Source organism: Mesorhizobium sp. L-8-3, from assembly GCF_016756615.1.
Classification (GTDB): Bacteria; Pseudomonadota; Alphaproteobacteria; order Rhizobiales; family Rhizobiaceae.
Map to the genome: position 1 here is coordinate 7,496,719 of NZ_AP023262.1, position 14,871 is coordinate 7,511,589.

The following is a 14,871-nucleotide window of genomic DNA, read 5'->3' on the forward strand; positions in this document are numbered from 1 at the left end:
GGTCAATCCCTTTCCGAGAGGCTGGTGTGGGGCGCGAGCGGCGCCGGAAGCGCCAACAGGTCGGCCGGCTGGCCGAGGCGAGACAAGAGGTGCGCCTGCTTGAGATAGTGGTGGACATCGGCCTCGGCCGAAAAGCCGATCCCGCCATGGACCTGGATCGCCGTACGGACATTGCCGAGCGCCGCCGCGGTCGCCAGGCGTCGAAGTGCAGCGATCTGGAACGATGCATCGTCCCGGCCGTCACGCCCGGCGAGCGCGGCCATGTCGAGCTGCGCCGAGACGGTCTCGGCGGCGATCGCCATGTTCGCGCAGTGGTGCTTGACCGCCTGGAAGCCCCCGATCGGCTGACCGAACTGGTGGCGCATCCGGGCATAGGCGACGGTGAGATCGCGCGCGCCCTCGGCAATGCCGAGAAGCTGTGCACTGATCATGAGGTCGGCGACGTCGAGAAGCCCGTCATCGCTCGACGTGGCGACGGTACGGCCGCTGCCGGCCCCGAGCCGCTCGACCGGGATCGACCGTCCAAGGCCCGTCTCCTGCCTGCCTGCCGCATCGCCGATCTCGACCAGCGCCAGCCTGCGGTTGTCGAAGACGAGGGCGAGGCTCGCGCTGCTGCGATCGACAAGCAGCATCTCGCCGCCGACGGGTATAGCGGCACAGACGGCCGTCCCGCCGGCGATCACCTCGAATGCGAGGCCATCGCCTGTCGATGTCAACAGCCGCGCACCGACCGCGGCCGCCAGGACGCGGGTCGAGACGACATGTCTGCCGAGCAGCACGTGCAGCAGCGCTTCCTCCACAAGGCTGAAGCCGGCACCACCTTGCGCTTCGGGCAGAGCCAGCCCTAAGGCGCCGAAGGCCGCCAGCCCGGACAGATCATCTGGATCGCGCCGGCGCAGCCGCGATACGGGATACTGCGCTTCCAGCATCGCGGCGGCGGTATCGAGGATTTGCCGCTGGTCCTCGGAGCGGTTGAGGTCGCAGGTCATGCTGCCTTGACCCGCGGCAGGCCAAGGATGCGCTCGGCGATGATATTGCGCTGGATCTCTGCCGTGCCGCCGGCAATCGTCTCGCTGTAGGATTCCAGGTAATCGTGGGTGGCCTGGCTGGCGATCAGGGCCTCGGCACCGAGAACGTCCATCGTCGCGCGATGGACGCGCTGGGCAAGCTCGGCGAAGCAGAGCCGCACCAACGATCCGTCCGATGCCGTCGCCGGTTGGCGCAGGAGCGTGCGGTAGGTCATCGCGCGCAGGGACGCTGCTTCGGCCCGCAGCGTCGCCAACCGCTCGGCCATGGCTGAGCCGGGCGCGGGCATGGCCAGCGCGATCAGGTCCTCGACCTTGACGGAAAGGTCGAGTTGCAGGCCGATCGCCGCTGTCTTGCGTTCGAAGGACAGCGTGTTCATCGCCACCCGCCAGCCATCGTGAAGGTCGCCCACCACATTCGACAGCGGAATGCGCACATTGTCGTAGAAGACTTCGGCGAAGTGCGTTGCGCCTGCCAGGTTCTCGATCGGGCGCACCGTGATGCCTGGGCTCCTCATGTCGCAGATGACCCACGACAGCCCCTGGTGACGCCGGAATCCGGGCGCGGTGCGAATCAGCAGTTCCTGGTAGTCGGCGACATCGGCGAAGCTGCTCCATATCTTCTGGCCGTTGACGACGAGGTGATCGCCTTCGACCACGCCGGTAGTGGCGAGCGAGGCAAGGTCGGAACCGGCCCCGGGCTCGGAAAAGCCCTGGCACCAGATCACCTGGCCGGTCAGGATTTTCGGCAGATGAAATGCCTTCTGTTCCGTCGAGCCGCACGCGATCAGCGTCGGTCCGGCGTGGTTCAAGGCTACGAAGGTGCAGTCGAGCACGGATGGCGCGCGTGCCCGGACATATTCCTCATACCAGATGATCAGCCGCTCCGGGGAAAGGCCGCGACCGCCATACTCGCTGGGCCAGCTTATCCCCGACCACCCGCCGGCGTGGCAGCGCGCGAGCCAGGCGAGCGCGTAGGCACGCGCGGCCGGACCATCATGCGGTGGGGGAGCAGCCGGCACACTGGCCAGAAGCCATTCCCGTGCCGCGGCGCGGAACACGTCGTCTTCGACGGTGAAGTTCAGTTGCATATCGGCCTCGCGGTCACGCCATCACGCCCGTGGCGCGGGCCGGCGCCGGCGGGGGAAGAAGCCACCCTAGCCCAGGCGCTGCGTACAGCATAGTCCCATTATATGGAACATTCAAAATCATCGCCATGAACTCTCCCGAGACGTTGGCTTGCCATCGCATCCGCATCGATCCAGCCATCTTGCTGCTTTCAGCTTGACATGATCGACTTCCCGCCGCAACCTTCTTGCCAATCCCGGCGAGGACCGGTCGTCTCATAACGTGGGAAACGAGGTTTCCGGTGGACTTTGACTGGACGGATGAGGATCGGGCGTTTCGCTCGCGCGTCCGCGACTTCCTGAAGCGTGAACTGCCCGCCGACTGGGCGGAGATTTCGCGCCATGGGCCCGGCTCGCGGGAGCAGACGGAGTTCTGCCTGGAATTCTGTCCAAAACTCGCCAAGGCCGGGCTTCTCGTCCCTCACTGGCCGCGCGAATGGGGCGGCGAGGATCGTCCTCCATGGGAGCATTTCATCCTCGGCGAGGAGATGTGGGCCGCCGGCGAGCCGCGCGGCGCCCAGTACATGAACGTCAACTGGATCGGGCCGACGCTGATGCGCTTCGGCACGCCCGAGCAGCGGCAGCGCTATGTGCCGGAGATGGCGGCCGGCAAGGCGATCTGGTGCCAGGGCTTTTCCGAGCCCGATGCCGGCTCCGACCTCGCCCGCCTGCGCACCCGCGCCGTGCGCGACGGCGACGACTACGTCATCAGCGGCTCCAAGATCTGGACCTCCTATGCGGGCCTGGCTCACCACTGCTTCCTGCTCGCGCGCACCGGCGAGGCCGGCAGCGGCAAGGCCGGCATCGCCATCTTCCTGGTGCCGATGTCCATACCGGGCATCGAGGTGCGCTCGATTCCCAGCCTCATCGGCCACGGCGACATCCACGAGACATTCTTCACCGATGTCCGCGTGCCGGCGAGCGCGCGGCTGGGCGAGGAAGGCCAGGCATGGTCGATCATCGGCTATTCGCTCGCCAATGAACGGGTCGGCATTCCACGCTACGAACTGTCCGCGCGCGTGCTCGACCAGATGGTCGGCGAGTTGCGGCGGCGCGGCGCGGCGGCAAGCCCGGTCGTGCAGGCACGCGCGGGTTCCGCGGCGGCGGCCTGCGAAGCCGCGCGGCTGCTGGTCTACCGCACCGTCGACAAGCGTGCGCGCGGCGAACCGCTGGGTGCCGAGGCGAGCCTCGCCCGCGTCGCGGTCGCCGAGGCCGACCACGCCGTAACCGATTTCGGCATGGAGTTCCTGCCCGACGCCTTCGACGGCGACGCCTTCCCCGCTTTCCTCGCCCACCATGAGCGGGCGATCGTCACCGGTATCGCGGCGGGCGCGGCCGAGATCCAGCTCGGCCTGATCGCCCGGCGATGGCTCGACCTGCCGAACGGAGACGCCTGATGCGCTTCGCGCCCAACGAGGACCAGGCCGCCTTCCTGTCCGTGCTCGACCAGATGACGGAGGCTCCGGAAGCCGGCTGGAAGGCGTCGCCGGACTGGTCGCGTTTCGACTGGTCCGATGCCTTCGATTCGCTGCTCGCCGACAACGGCTTCTTCGACTGCGCGCTCGAACCCACCCTGGGGCTTACCGCCGCGGCGGCGATGACCTGCCGCCTGGCCGGCCTACCGGTGCTGGTCGAGGCGGCGGCGTCCTCGATGCTGCGGTCGCGCTGGGGGCGCGACCTGCCGCGTCCCGTGGCCGTGATCGACGGCGATGCCGGCCGGGCGGTGCCCTTCCTGCCGGTGGCCAGGTCGTTGGTGATGATCGGCACCGACGCCGTTTCGGTCGCCGCCGTTGCCGCGGGAGATTTCGAGCCGGTCGAGAGCCTCTATGCCTATCCGATGGGCCGGTTGGCACCCGGCGCCCGGATCGCCTGGAGCAAGATCGACGATGATCCGCAACCGGTGCGCACGGCCTGGCGAACGGCCCTCGCGGCCGAATTGGCAGGGGTGCTGAAGGGCGGGCTCGACGCCGTGGTTGCGCATGTCGCCCAGCGCCACCAGTTCGGCCGGCCGCTCGGCGCCTTCCAGGCGATCCAGCACCGGCTCGCCGCCTCGGCGACGAAGATCGAGGCCGCTCGCTGGCTGGCGCTCAGGGCGGCGCAGACGCAGGATGCCGGCGACGCGGCGATGGCCATCGGCTATGGTCAGGAAGCATCGACGAAGGTGATCTATGACCTGCATCAGTTCATGGGAGCGATGGGCCTGACGCTGGAACACCCGCTGCACCGGTGGACCTACAGGGCGAGGCTGTTGCGGGCCGCTATGGGAGGAAGTGCTGCGAACATGACCGAGTTCTTCGTCAGGCGGTGGGGCGGTTCATGAGTGGCCTGCCGGAGTTCACCACCCTGCTCTTGTCGCGGCGGGAGCGCATCCTCACCATCACCTTCAACCGGCCGGAGGTACTCAACGCCTTCGCCGCGATCATGCATCTCGAGATCCTCGATGCGCTGCGCTTCGCCGCCGTCGACGAGGGCTCGGACGTGATCGTGCTCACCGGTGCCGGCCGCGCCTTCTCCGCCGGCGGCGACCTCGCACGCATGGACCAGTGCATCGCCAATCCCGTCGAGTTCGACCGCGAGGCCGCCGACGCCAAGCGCATCGTCTTTTTGCTGCTCGACATCGAGAAACCTGTGATCGCCAAGGTCAACGGTGCAGCGGTCGGCCTCGGCGCCACCATCGCACTGCTCTGCGACGTCATCTTCGCGGCCGACACCGCCCGAATCGGCGATCCGCACGTCAAGGTCGGGCTGGTCGCGGGCGACGGCGGCTGCGTGATCTGGCCGCAACTCATCGGCTTCGCCCGCGCCAAGGAGTATCTGTTCACCGGCGACCTGATTCCCGCACCGAAGGCGGCCGCGATGGGGCTGATCAACCACGCCGTGCCGGCTGCCGAACTCGACGCGCGGGTCGACGCCTTCTGCGACAGGCTGGCCGGCGGCGCGGTGCAGGCAATCCGCTGGACCAAGACCACGATGAACCTCGAGCTGAAGCGCATCGCCCACGCGTTGATGGACGCGGGGATCGCCTATGAGTCGGTCACCGTGCGCTCGGAGGAACACCGCCGCAGGGTGGCGGCGATGAAGGCGGAGATGCAAGAGCGCTCGGGCCGCGGCTCAAAGACCTGATTCCCGCAACCCGAAGAACGCCTGTATGAACCCGCTCGACGAACGCCTCAATTCCCTGCGTGCCTCAGGCCGAACCCTGCCCGGCGAGGGCCGTGCTCTCGGCGCCGTCGCACTGGAGAAGGCGCAGGCCGACCCCGACCGAGTCATCGTCATCGAAGGCGAACGCCACTTCTCGCGCGGCGAGATACTCGATCTGTCGCTGCGCCTCGGCGGCGCGCTCAAGGCGCGCGGTCTCGAACGCGGCGACGCGATCGCCTTCCAGCTTCCGAACTGGTGGGAGGCCTGCGTGGTCAACCTTGCGGCGGCACTGTTCGGATTTCGCATCATTCCCCTGCTGACGATCTACCGCGAGGCCGAACTTGGTACGATCCTGCCCGTCTGCGGCGTCAAGGCAGCCTTTGTGCCTCGGGAATTCCGAGGCATGGACTACCCGGCACTGATGGAGGGCGTCGAAGAGCATCCTTTGCATGTCTTCACCGTGCGCGGCGACGGCAAATCGAACGACGATTTCGCGGCACTCGTCCGCCACGAGCCGGCCGATCCCGAGGTTCCGCCCGCGGACGACATCAAGCTTGTGCTCTTCACCTCCGGCAGCACCGGCAGGCCGAAGGGCGTGATCCACAGCCATGCGACGATCGACGTCATGACCCGGCATACGGGGCAGTTCTGGTCGACCGGGCCGGGAGACGTCTTCCTGGTTGCCTCCCCGATCGGCCACATCGGCGGTTCGATCTACGCCTTCGAGTTCCCGTGGATCACCGGCTGCGTCGCGATGATGGCCGACAGCTGGGCTCCCGAGCGGGCGGTCGAACTGATCGACCGCCAAGGCGTCACCTTCATGGCCGGCGCGACACCCTTCCTCGCCGGGCTGATCGCCGCAGCCGAGCGGGCCGGATCGAACCTTCCGGGGTTGCGGCGCTTCATCTGCGGCGGAGCCAGCGTGCCGCCCGAACTGGTGCGCCGCGGATTGGAGCGCTTCCCGCATGCGACCGTCTCTCGCGCCTATGGCTCGACGGAAGTGCCGCTTGCCTGCCCCGGAATCCGTACGCGCGAGGAGGCGATGCTACGCGCCGACACGGACGGCGAATGCGCCAGCGAAATCCGCATCCTGTCGGAGACCGGCGAGCCGGTGCCCGAGGGCGAGAGCGGCGAGATCGTGGTGAAGGCTCCGCAGATGCTGATCGGCTATCTCGATCCGGCCGACGAGGACGGCGCCTTCACGAAGGACGGCTTTTTCCGCATGGGCGATCTTGGCCGGCTCGTGTCCGGCCGCTTCATCCAGATCACCGGGAGGAAGAAGGACATCATCATCCGCAAGGGAGAGAACATCAGCCCGCTGGAGATCGAGAACGCGCTGGCCCGGCACGAGGCCGTCAAGCAGGCATCGGTCGTCGGCGTTCCCGAGCCGGAGCGCGGGGAGATGGTGGTGGCCTTCGTCATCCCGGCACCGGGTGCAAGCTTCACCTTCGCCGACATGACCGCTCACTTGACGCGGCTTGGCCTCGCGCGCCAGAAGTTCCCCGAGCGGCTTCATATCGTATCCGAACTGCCGCTCAATTCGGTCGGCAAGGTCCAGAAGAATGAGTTGCGCATCTGGGCGTTGGAGCGCGCCTAGCGGCTAGGCATGGTTCCGACGGATCGTCGGTCACCGCGATGCTGGAAGTGAATTCGTGTGGTAGCGGACCAAATAGACCGCTGTTTTTTCTTGCGGTAGCCGCATCCGTCGCGGGGCGAGACCGCTGCGGGGCTGCCGTCGAAATCGTGAGCCTGCATCAGGCGGTCCTTGATATCCGCCGGCGGGTCGAAGGTGGTAGCTTCCATCCCGAGCGGGCCATGCACCCTTCCTGGCCCAAGCCAAGCGTTGGACTTCATGACGTCCTCGCTCGGAATTGACCGGGGGAGCTTCCTGTCCAACGCCGAAAAGCCCGCGTGAATGAAGCCTGATCGGAATACCCCAACTCCGCTGCAATGGCAGCGATGGTATTGCCACGTTCGCTCAGCCGTTTGAGTGTTGCGGTGCGGCGGACCTCCGACAGAAGTTCCGAAAAGCTCGTCCCCTCGGCCCTGAGCTGACGCTGGAAGCTACGCTCGCTCGTGCCGGCCGCGGCCACCAGCCGAGTCATCGACGGAGCCTCGTCCCAGTCGACCATGGAAGCAAGCAGCGTTGTCACTGCCGACGACAGAGTTCCATCGCCCCGCAGCGGATGGGTGATTGTCAGCTGACGACCCTCGACGCGATCGCGGGCTATGCCGGTGAACGGGCGGTCCATGATCCGGTTATCGATCCAGATCGTCAGTCCGCGCACCTTCGCAGCGTTAAGCCCGTCGCCGAACCAGGGTACAAGATGCGCCAGCCCGGCTGTCGGATGGGCCGGCATCTCGATTCGCATGAAGCGGGGCGGCGCGGCCCCGGTCATGCCGCAGATCCTGTCGATGATGGCGGCCGCGTACTGAAACAGGAGATGCGCGGTCTCGCCGTCGAAGCGATGTGCAAGCTGTTCGCGCACGATCGTCGCCCCCTGGCGCCGCTCCGTCGACAGGACTTCGTGCGAGGAATAGAAAGGCAGGGCCGCCAGGATCCGGTCGATCGCATCCCGCGGCGTTCCCGTGCCGAGCGCCACCTTGCTGATCAGTGCGAGCTCCAGGTTGCTGGTCTGGGCAAGGACGCGGCAGGGTAGGTCCGGGCCGAACCGGCGCGCGGCCGTGCGCAACAGGGCTGCGGCCTGTATGAGGGGAATGGGACGGAACGGATCGGCGGCAAGGTCGGCCGGCAGTCCGGCCTGCTTCAATGCATCTTCGACCGGGGTTCCCTTGCTCGCCACCCAGCCAAGTGTCGGAAAGAGGGCGAACCCGCGGATCAAGGGAATGGTGACCGGCATTTCGCTCCATGGCCTGCTCGCGGCGATGTAAAGCCGACGGCATTGTAATCTGGCGCCAAATGCCAATCCAGAGGCTTAGCCCCTCGATATACTTGATATCGGCAGTATCGCCGAAAGGGGACTACGACATGAACGTTGTCAGGCATTTCGCTGTAGCCACGGCCACCGCAGCGACCCTTGCGCTCGCCCACCAGGCCGCATTTGCTCAGGAAGTCACCGGCAAGCTCGGCTCGCCGGAGGCTACAACCACCATCGACGGGCGCCAGCTTCCCCCGCCAGATCCCAGGTTCGAGGGCGAGATCAGGGAGAAGGCTTCCGAGTCGACGCCCTGGTGGCCGCCGCGAGTCGTGCCGCCGAAGGGCGCGCCGAACGTTCTGCTCATCATGACCGACGACCAGGGCTTCGGCGCACCGAGCACTTTCGGCGGTGTCATTCCCACGCCCACGATGGACCGGATAGCCAATGCGGGCCTGCGCTACACGAACTTCCATTCGACGTCGCTATGCTCGCCGACTCGGGCGGCGATCATTACGGGGCGCAACCATCACTCGGTCGGCTTCGGCGTGGTGAACGAAATCGCGACGGGATATCCGGGCTACGATTCCATCATCCCGATCGAGAAGGGAACGATCGGCACCATCCTGAAGGAGAACGGCTACGCCACGTCGTGGTTCGGCAAGGACCACAACACGCCATCTTTCCAGTCGAGCCAGGCGGGGCCCTTCGGCCAATGGCCGAACGGCATGGGTTTCGAGTACTTCTACGGCTTCGTCGGCGGCGACGCGAGCCAGTGGCAGCCGAACCTGTTCCGCAACACGACCCCTATCTTTCCCTATCTCGACAATCCCGGCTGGAACCTCGAGACCGCGATGGCCGACGAGGCGATCCAATACATGAAGCAGCTCAAGGAACTCGCCCCGGATAAGCCGTTCTTCATCTACTACGTACCGGGCGCCACACACGCCCCGCACCATCCGACACCCGAATGGATCAAGAAAATCAGCGACATGCACCTCTTCGACGAAGGCTGGAACACGGTGCGAGAGAAGATCTTCGAGAACCAGAAGCGGCTCGGCATCATGCCCGAAAACGCGCAGTTAACGCCCTGGCCGAAGGACCTGCCGGAGTGGAATTCGCTGAGCTTCGAGGAAAAGAAGCTCTTCATCCGCCAGGCCGACATATATGGCGCCTACCTCGCCTATGCCGACCATGAGATCGGCCGCGTCATCCAGGCGGTCGACGACCTGGGAGAGCTCGACAACACCCTGATCATCTACATCGGCGGAGACAACGGCGCGAGCGCCGAGGGCATGCTCAACGGCACGCCCAACGAATTCACCACCTTCAACGGCGTTCCCGTTCCGGTGAAGGACCAGTTCCTCTGGTATCCGTTCTGGGGGTCGGAGCGAACCTTCCCGCACTTCGCGGCCGGCTGGGCCTGGGCGATGGACACCCCGTTCAAATGGGTGAAGCAGGTGCCTTCGCATTTCGGCGGCACCGCGCAGGGCGTCGTCATGTCATGGCCCGGCCACATCACCGACGTCGGCGGGATTCGCCGCCAATTCCACCATGTCATCGATATCGTGCCGACCATCCTGGAAGCGACCGGTATCACCCAGCCGGATACAATCGACGGTATCGGGCAGGCCCCGGTCGAGGGTGTCAGCATGGCGTATACATGGGGCAAGGACGATGCCGACGCGCCCTCGACGCACGTGACCCAGTACTTCGAGATGCTCGGCAACCGGGCGATCTATCACGACGGCTGGGTGGCAGCGACGACGCCGGTGACGCTGCCCTGGGAACTGAGCACGGCGACCCCGCCCGACGTGACCACCGGCTACAACTGGGAGCTCTACAACGTCGCCGACGACCCCACCCAGGCGAGCGACCTCGCCGCCCAGCATCCCGAAAAGCTGAAGGAACTGCAGGATCTCTTCTACGTCGAGGCTGCAAAGTACAATGTCCTGCCGCTCGACAACTCGACCCTGGCGCGCTGGAACACGCCGCGCCCGAGCCTGACGGCGGGGCGGACAGAGTTCACCTACCGAGGCGTGCTGTCCGACGTGCCGGCGGCGGCGGCCCCGAGCACCCTTAACAAGGGCTACACCATCACCGCGCAGGTCGAGATTCCCGAGGGCGGCGCCGAAGGTATGATCGTCACCCACGGCGGCCGCTTCGGCGGCTACGGCTTGTTCCTGAGCAAAGGCGAGTTCGGCGTCGGCCGCGGCAAGGTGGTGTTCCTCTACAACCTGCTCGACCTGAAGCGAACTGCATGGGAAGGCCCGGAACTGGAGGCGGGCAAGCATACGATCGTCTTCGAGTTCAAGCCCGACGAGCCGGGTCTCGGCAAGGGTGGTACCGGCGTGCTCTCTGTGGACGGCAAGGAAGTGGCGAGGAACAGCCTTGAGCACACTACGCCGATCACCTTCCCCGAGGACGAAACCTTCGACGTCGGTCTTGACACCCGCACCGGCGTGGCGCTGGTGGAGTACCGCTACGACGTGCCGTTCAGGTTCACCGGCACGATCGACAGGCTGGACTTTGCGCTCGCGCCGGAAGTCACTGCGGCGAAGTAGCAGCGGGCGGCGGCGCGGAGGCGCAGGCATTCGATGACCGGCAGGCTTATGAACAACGCACTGATGGTCGCCGCCATCGGCGAGGCCCTGACCGGTGCCGCGCTTTTCGTCGCGCCGTCGCTCGTCTCGGTGCTGCTGCTCGGCGAGGACTTGTCCGGCATCGCCGTCCCTGTCGCCCGTGTCGCCGGCATCGCCCTGATAGGCCTCGGGATCGCCTGCTGGCCCGGCCCGCCGCTCGCCGGCATGCTGGTCTACAGCGGGGCGGTCGCGGCCTATCTCGCCTGCATCGATCTGCAGGGCGCGCGCGCAGGCATTCTTCTTTGGCCGGCCGTCATACTGCACGTCGTCCTTACAGTCCTGCTGGTGCGTGAACTGGTCAAACCTCGGCGATGATCCGTGCCGCCACGCTGCTCGACAGGCAGGACATATGGTAGCCGAAGTTGGAGAGCCGACGTCCCCGGTGGGAACAAGCAGGGATCCTGCTGGATCTCGGCGAGTTGGACCTCTCTGGCGCTGGCGCCCAAAGGATCTTCCGGCGGCGCAGCGGCGCCATCGAAGGCACCATGCAGCAACTCACCTCAGATGCGCAGTTCATCGAGGAGTTCCTTGGTCTCCCTCAGGTCCGACAAGTCGAAACCCTCGGTGAACCAGTCGTAGATCGGGGTGAGGAGATCGGCGGCCTGCCGCCGTTCCCCTCTCTCAACCAGGAGTCGCGCGAGGTCGCGCGCGGCACGCAACTCCCAGAAGCGAGCGTCCTGACTTTTAGCCGTCGCCAGCGCCCGCCGGAACGCCGCTTCCGCGCCGGCGCCGTCGCCGGGCCGCAGCCGCCGCCGAATGACACCCTCTCGGCGCTGAATTTCGGCCAGTTCGTAGAAAGCCCCGCTGCGCCTCGCCAACTCTTCGGACGCTGCGATCGTTTCGAAGGCCAGAACATCGCCGATCGCGGCCTGCGCCTCTGCAAGGACCGATCGCGACAGGGCGCCGAAGAGGCCGCTGCCCGTCGCCTCCACCTCCTCGATCAAGCGAGGCAGCGCATCGGCAGCACCGGCGGGGTCTCCCGTTGCGAACATAGCCCAGCCTGCAACAATACGGGCCATTGCCTGCCAGAACTGGAGGCCACGCAGCCGTGTTTCCGAAGTAACCTCCAACGCCAGTTCCCTCGAACGGGCAGCCTCTCCCGCCAATGAAGCCAACGCAGCGCGGTGCCAGATCGCGTGGGCCTTCGTGTGGACCTCACCCGACGCCTGGACGACATCCCACGCTTCACCGGCCAGTGCGCGAGCGCGATCAGGAAACCCAAGCGCCAGTTCCGCGAAGGCGAGATAGGAATTGATCGACACGATCGGATCGGCGCCCGTCACGGCGCTGAGACTTTTGTCGCGCTCGTGATCGTAAAGCGAGCGCGCCGTTCCCAAAGTCTCACGGGCCTCGGTAAGCCGGCCTGCCATTGTCTGGCTGTCGCCCAGCATTCGAAGAGCCATCATAGAGAGTTGAGGATCTCCCCGGCGGGTCGTCTCCTCACGCATCTCCTTGGCGACGACGAGCGCAGGACCGACGTTTTCGCGCACGTGGTAGACAGCCCAAACTCCATAGCGGGCGAGCATGAACAGCCGCTGATCGTCGGCATCCCGGGCCAGGGCATCTGCGCGAGCGTAAAGGGTCTTGGTTCGTTCGTGGCCGTAGCCGTAGCGGACAAGCGACAATTGGGAGTGTGTGATTGCAATGGCGGCTTCCGCCCGCCTCCGCTTCGGCACATCATGGAGCGCTGGCAGCAACGCGAGTGCGCTTGCCAAATGCGCCTCGGCCTCGGCGAAGGCGGCCCGGCCGACTGCGGCCTCGGCGGCCTCGTGCCACCAGCCGATCGCTCGCTCCGCGTCGCCGCCCGCCTGGGCATGCTGGGCGAGTATCTCGGGACGAGCCGCGCCACTGACCTCAAGGATTCCCAGAAGGCGCATATGAAGCAACTGCCGCCGGCTCTTGAGCATGCTCTCATAGGCGGCATCCCGGACCAGCGCATGCTTGAAAAGGTAGCTCGCGTCGGGCGGCACGCCCCGGCGAAACACCAGTTCGGCCTCGACCAGCTTGCGCATCGCTTCGGTCAGGTCCGCCTCCGGCATGGCGGCGAGGGCCGCGATCGAACGATAGTCGAAGCTGCGGCCGATGACAGCTGCCGTCTGTGCCACCTCCTTCACCGGCTGCAACCGGTCAAGACGGGCCATCAGCGAGTCGTGCAGCGTCGTCGGTATCGCCAACGCGCTCAATGGCCCCTCGAGGCAATAGGCATCGTTCTCCTCGTGCAGCATGCCGGACTCAATCACTGCCTTGGTCATCTCTTCGACGAACAGGGGCACGCCGTCGGTTCTGGCGGCGATCTCTTCGAGCAAATCGTCCGGCAAGCGCTTGCCGCGGGTGATGCGCAGGACAATTGCCTGCGTCGCCGCGCGCGCCAGCCGGTTCAGCGCCAGCCTCGTCACCACCGGATGACTGGCGAAAGACGCGACGAAGGTCGGGCGCGCGGTGATAAGCATGAGGACGCCGATGCCCTGCACGCGATCAAGCGCAAGCTCGATCAATTCCAATGTGGTGGGATCGATCCAATGCGCGTCCTCGATCACCCACAACACAGGCCGCCGTTCGGCCAAGCCGGCGAGTTGGTCGATCAGGACAGCGAGAGTGCGATTGCGGCGCTGCTGCGGCGTCAGTGCCGACGCGCCATAACGCGCCTCGCCGTCGATACCCAGGATCGCCGCCACGAGGGGTGCAGCCTCGCCGATATCGTCGCTACCTCGGGCAAGAAGCGATTCCAGCCGCTCCAGCCGGCGCTCGGTGCTATCCTCCGCGGCGAAGCCGGCCGCGAAGGTGAGGTGCTGGATCACCGGGTAAAGCGCGGAATCCGTATTGTAAGGCGAGCACTGATAGCGCAGCAGGAAATGTGGATCGCCTGCCGATGCCTCGATCAGCGCCTCGGTGATCCGCGACTTGCCGATGCCGGCCTCGCCGGTGAGCAGCACCACTTGGCCTTCGCCACTCCTGGCCTGCCGCCACCGCTCCGACATGAAGCCGAGTTCCTGGTCGCGACCGACGATCGGCGCCAAGCCGCCTCCATGCCGGGCCGCGAAGCGGGTTTCGAGGGTGCGTTCGTCGAGCACGGCGAAGGCGGCGGTGGGTTCCTGGATGCCCTTTAGGGTTTGGGCGCCGAGGTCGCGCAGCACGAAGACGTCTCCCAGCAGGCGGCGGGTCGCCTCAGCGATTACCACCGTGCCGGGCCCGGCCGCGCTCTGCAGCCGTGCTGCGAGATTGGGCGTATCGCCGACCACGGCCTGCTCCTGCGCCGCACCCTCGCCAGCGAGGTCGCCGACGACGACAAGCCCCGTCGCGATGCCGATCCGCGCCTGCAAGGCCGTTCTGTCGGGTGTCTGCAGCCTTCCCATCGCTCTCACCACCGCCAGGCCCGCTCGCACCGCCCGCTCGGCTTCATCTTCATGGGCTTTCGGCCAACCGAAATAGGCGAGCACGCCATCACCCATGAATTTCGCGACATGTCCCTCGAACCGTGTGATCTCGCCAGCCACCGTGTTCTGATAGACGCGGATGATCTCGCGCATGTCTTCGGGATCGAGCTTGGCTGAAAGCGCGGTCGAGCCGACGAGGTCTGTGAACATCACCGTCAACTGCCGGCGCTCCGCGTCGGGCTGCTTTGCCGCATCTACGGGCAGCGGAGCGAGCGAGGCGGCAGCGCTACCAGACGCGGCGTTCAGGGAGGCGATCGCCTCTAGCAGCTTCTTACGATGGCCGACCGAGGCGACCCCTATGTCCTTGAGGTCGTCGCCGGTCAATTGAAGCAGCACTTCGCCGTCGACATCGTTCTCATCGAAAGCCTGCCGGTACCGCTCGAGCCCAAGGCCCACTAGCCAAGCCGCGATATCCAATGGCCTCCCCTATTCAGCCTGAGGCAGGATGATCCACAATACCTCAAACAAGAGCCGGTGTATCGTCCTGGCCTTGGCCTCTCATTGGGCGGCCGTCATGCCGCGCCATACCGGGAACCAGACGTATGGACCGTGGCCATAGACGTCGATCCGGTGGGAGACACAGGAACCGGTGGGAGACACAGGACGAAAATATCAAGAAACTGCGG

General features: G+C 66.1%; 10 protein-coding genes. 6 read left to right on the plus strand and 4 right to left on the minus strand.

The window, feature by feature from the left end:
- Positions 1-2: 2 nt before the first annotated feature.
- Positions 3-989, minus strand: coding sequence for an acyl-CoA dehydrogenase family protein (locus JN302_RS34700; RefSeq protein WP_202330586.1), 987 nt, complete (start codon positions 987-989; stop codon positions 3-5).
- Positions 986-2,116: an acyl-CoA dehydrogenase family protein gene (locus JN302_RS34705; RefSeq protein WP_202330587.1), complete on the minus strand. Its 1,131-nt coding sequence runs from the start codon at positions 2,114-2,116 to the stop codon at positions 986-988. The genes JN302_RS34700 and JN302_RS34705 overlap by 4 nt, the downstream gene beginning before the upstream one ends.
- Before the next feature lie 278 nt (positions 2,117-2,394).
- On the opposite strand from JN302_RS34705, the gene JN302_RS34710 reads away from it, so the two are divergent.
- Genes JN302_RS34710 through JN302_RS34725 form a run of 4 tightly spaced genes read left to right on the plus strand, consistent with a single transcriptional unit; the run spans position 2,395 to position 6,890 of the window.
- Entirely contained in the window at positions 2,395-3,549 is a 1,155-nt protein-coding gene (locus tag JN302_RS34710) for an acyl-CoA dehydrogenase family protein (RefSeq protein ID WP_202330588.1), read from the plus strand.
- Positions 3,549-4,472, plus strand: coding sequence for an acyl-CoA dehydrogenase family protein (locus JN302_RS34715; protein WP_202330589.1), 924 nt, complete (start codon positions 3,549-3,551; stop codon positions 4,470-4,472). The genes JN302_RS34710 and JN302_RS34715 overlap by 1 nt, the downstream gene beginning before the upstream one ends.
- Positions 4,469-5,275: an enoyl-CoA hydratase/isomerase family protein gene (locus JN302_RS34720; protein WP_202330590.1), complete on the plus strand. Its 807-nt coding sequence runs from the start codon at positions 4,469-4,471 to the stop codon at positions 5,273-5,275. Before JN302_RS34715 ends, JN302_RS34720 begins: the two co-directional genes overlap by 4 nt.
- Before the next feature lie 25 nt (positions 5,276-5,300).
- Entirely contained in the window at positions 5,301-6,890 is a 1,590-nt protein-coding gene (locus JN302_RS34725) for an AMP-binding protein (RefSeq protein ID WP_202330591.1), read from the plus strand.
- 253 nt (positions 6,891-7,143) lie between these two features.
- Here the strand turns inward: JN302_RS34725 and JN302_RS34730 are convergent, their stop codons facing one another.
- Positions 7,144-8,154: a helix-turn-helix transcriptional regulator gene (locus JN302_RS34730; RefSeq protein WP_202330592.1), complete on the minus strand. Its 1,011-nt coding sequence runs from the start codon at positions 8,152-8,154 to the stop codon at positions 7,144-7,146.
- Positions 8,155-8,282: 128 nt separating this feature from the next.
- Between JN302_RS34730 and JN302_RS34735 the strand changes: the two genes are divergently transcribed.
- Together JN302_RS34735 and JN302_RS34740 are read left to right on the plus strand one after the other, a co-directional pair.
- The gene (locus JN302_RS34735; protein ID WP_202330593.1) at positions 8,283-10,733 is read left to right on the plus strand and encodes an arylsulfatase; all 2,451 of its coding nucleotides are present in this window, start codon (positions 8,283-8,285) and stop codon (positions 10,731-10,733) included.
- Positions 10,734-10,766: 33 nt separating this feature from the next.
- Positions 10,767-11,126 carry a hypothetical protein gene (locus tag JN302_RS34740; protein ID WP_244742563.1) on the plus strand — a complete coding sequence of 120 codons (360 nt, stop codon included), beginning with the start codon at positions 10,767-10,769 and terminating at the stop codon, positions 11,124-11,126.
- A 185-nt stretch (positions 11,127-11,311) separates the two neighbouring features.
- Here JN302_RS34740 and JN302_RS34745 read toward each other — a convergent pair whose 3' ends face one another.
- A complete protein-coding gene (locus JN302_RS34745) occupies positions 11,312-14,662 on the minus strand; it encodes an AAA family ATPase (protein ID WP_202330594.1) in 3,351 nt (1,116 codons plus the stop codon).
- Between the last annotated feature and the right edge of the window lie 209 nt (positions 14,663-14,871).

Coding starts and splice junctions, on each gene's coding strand:
- JN302_RS34740 (WP_244742563.1), top strand. CDS start 10,767: ATGACCGGCAGGCTTATGAACAACGCACTGATGGTCGCCGCCATCGGC.
- JN302_RS34725 (WP_202330591.1), top strand. CDS start 5,301: ATGAACCCGCTCGACGAACGCCTCAATTCCCTGCGTGCCTCAGGCCGA.
- JN302_RS34715 (WP_202330589.1), top strand. CDS start 3,549: ATGCGCTTCGCGCCCAACGAGGACCAGGCCGCCTTCCTGTCCGTGCTC.
- JN302_RS34730 (WP_202330592.1), bottom strand. CDS start 8,154: ATGCCGGTCACCATTCCCTTGATCCGCGGGTTCGCCCTCTTTCCGACA.
- JN302_RS34735 (WP_202330593.1), top strand. CDS start 8,283: ATGAACGTTGTCAGGCATTTCGCTGTAGCCACGGCCACCGCAGCGACC.
- JN302_RS34705 (WP_202330587.1), bottom strand. CDS start 2,116: ATGCAACTGAACTTCACCGTCGAAGACGACGTGTTCCGCGCCGCGGCA.
- JN302_RS34720 (WP_202330590.1), top strand. CDS start 4,469: ATGAGTGGCCTGCCGGAGTTCACCACCCTGCTCTTGTCGCGGCGGGAG.
- JN302_RS34700 (WP_202330586.1), bottom strand. CDS start 989: ATGACCTGCGACCTCAACCGCTCCGAGGACCAGCGGCAAATCCTCGAT.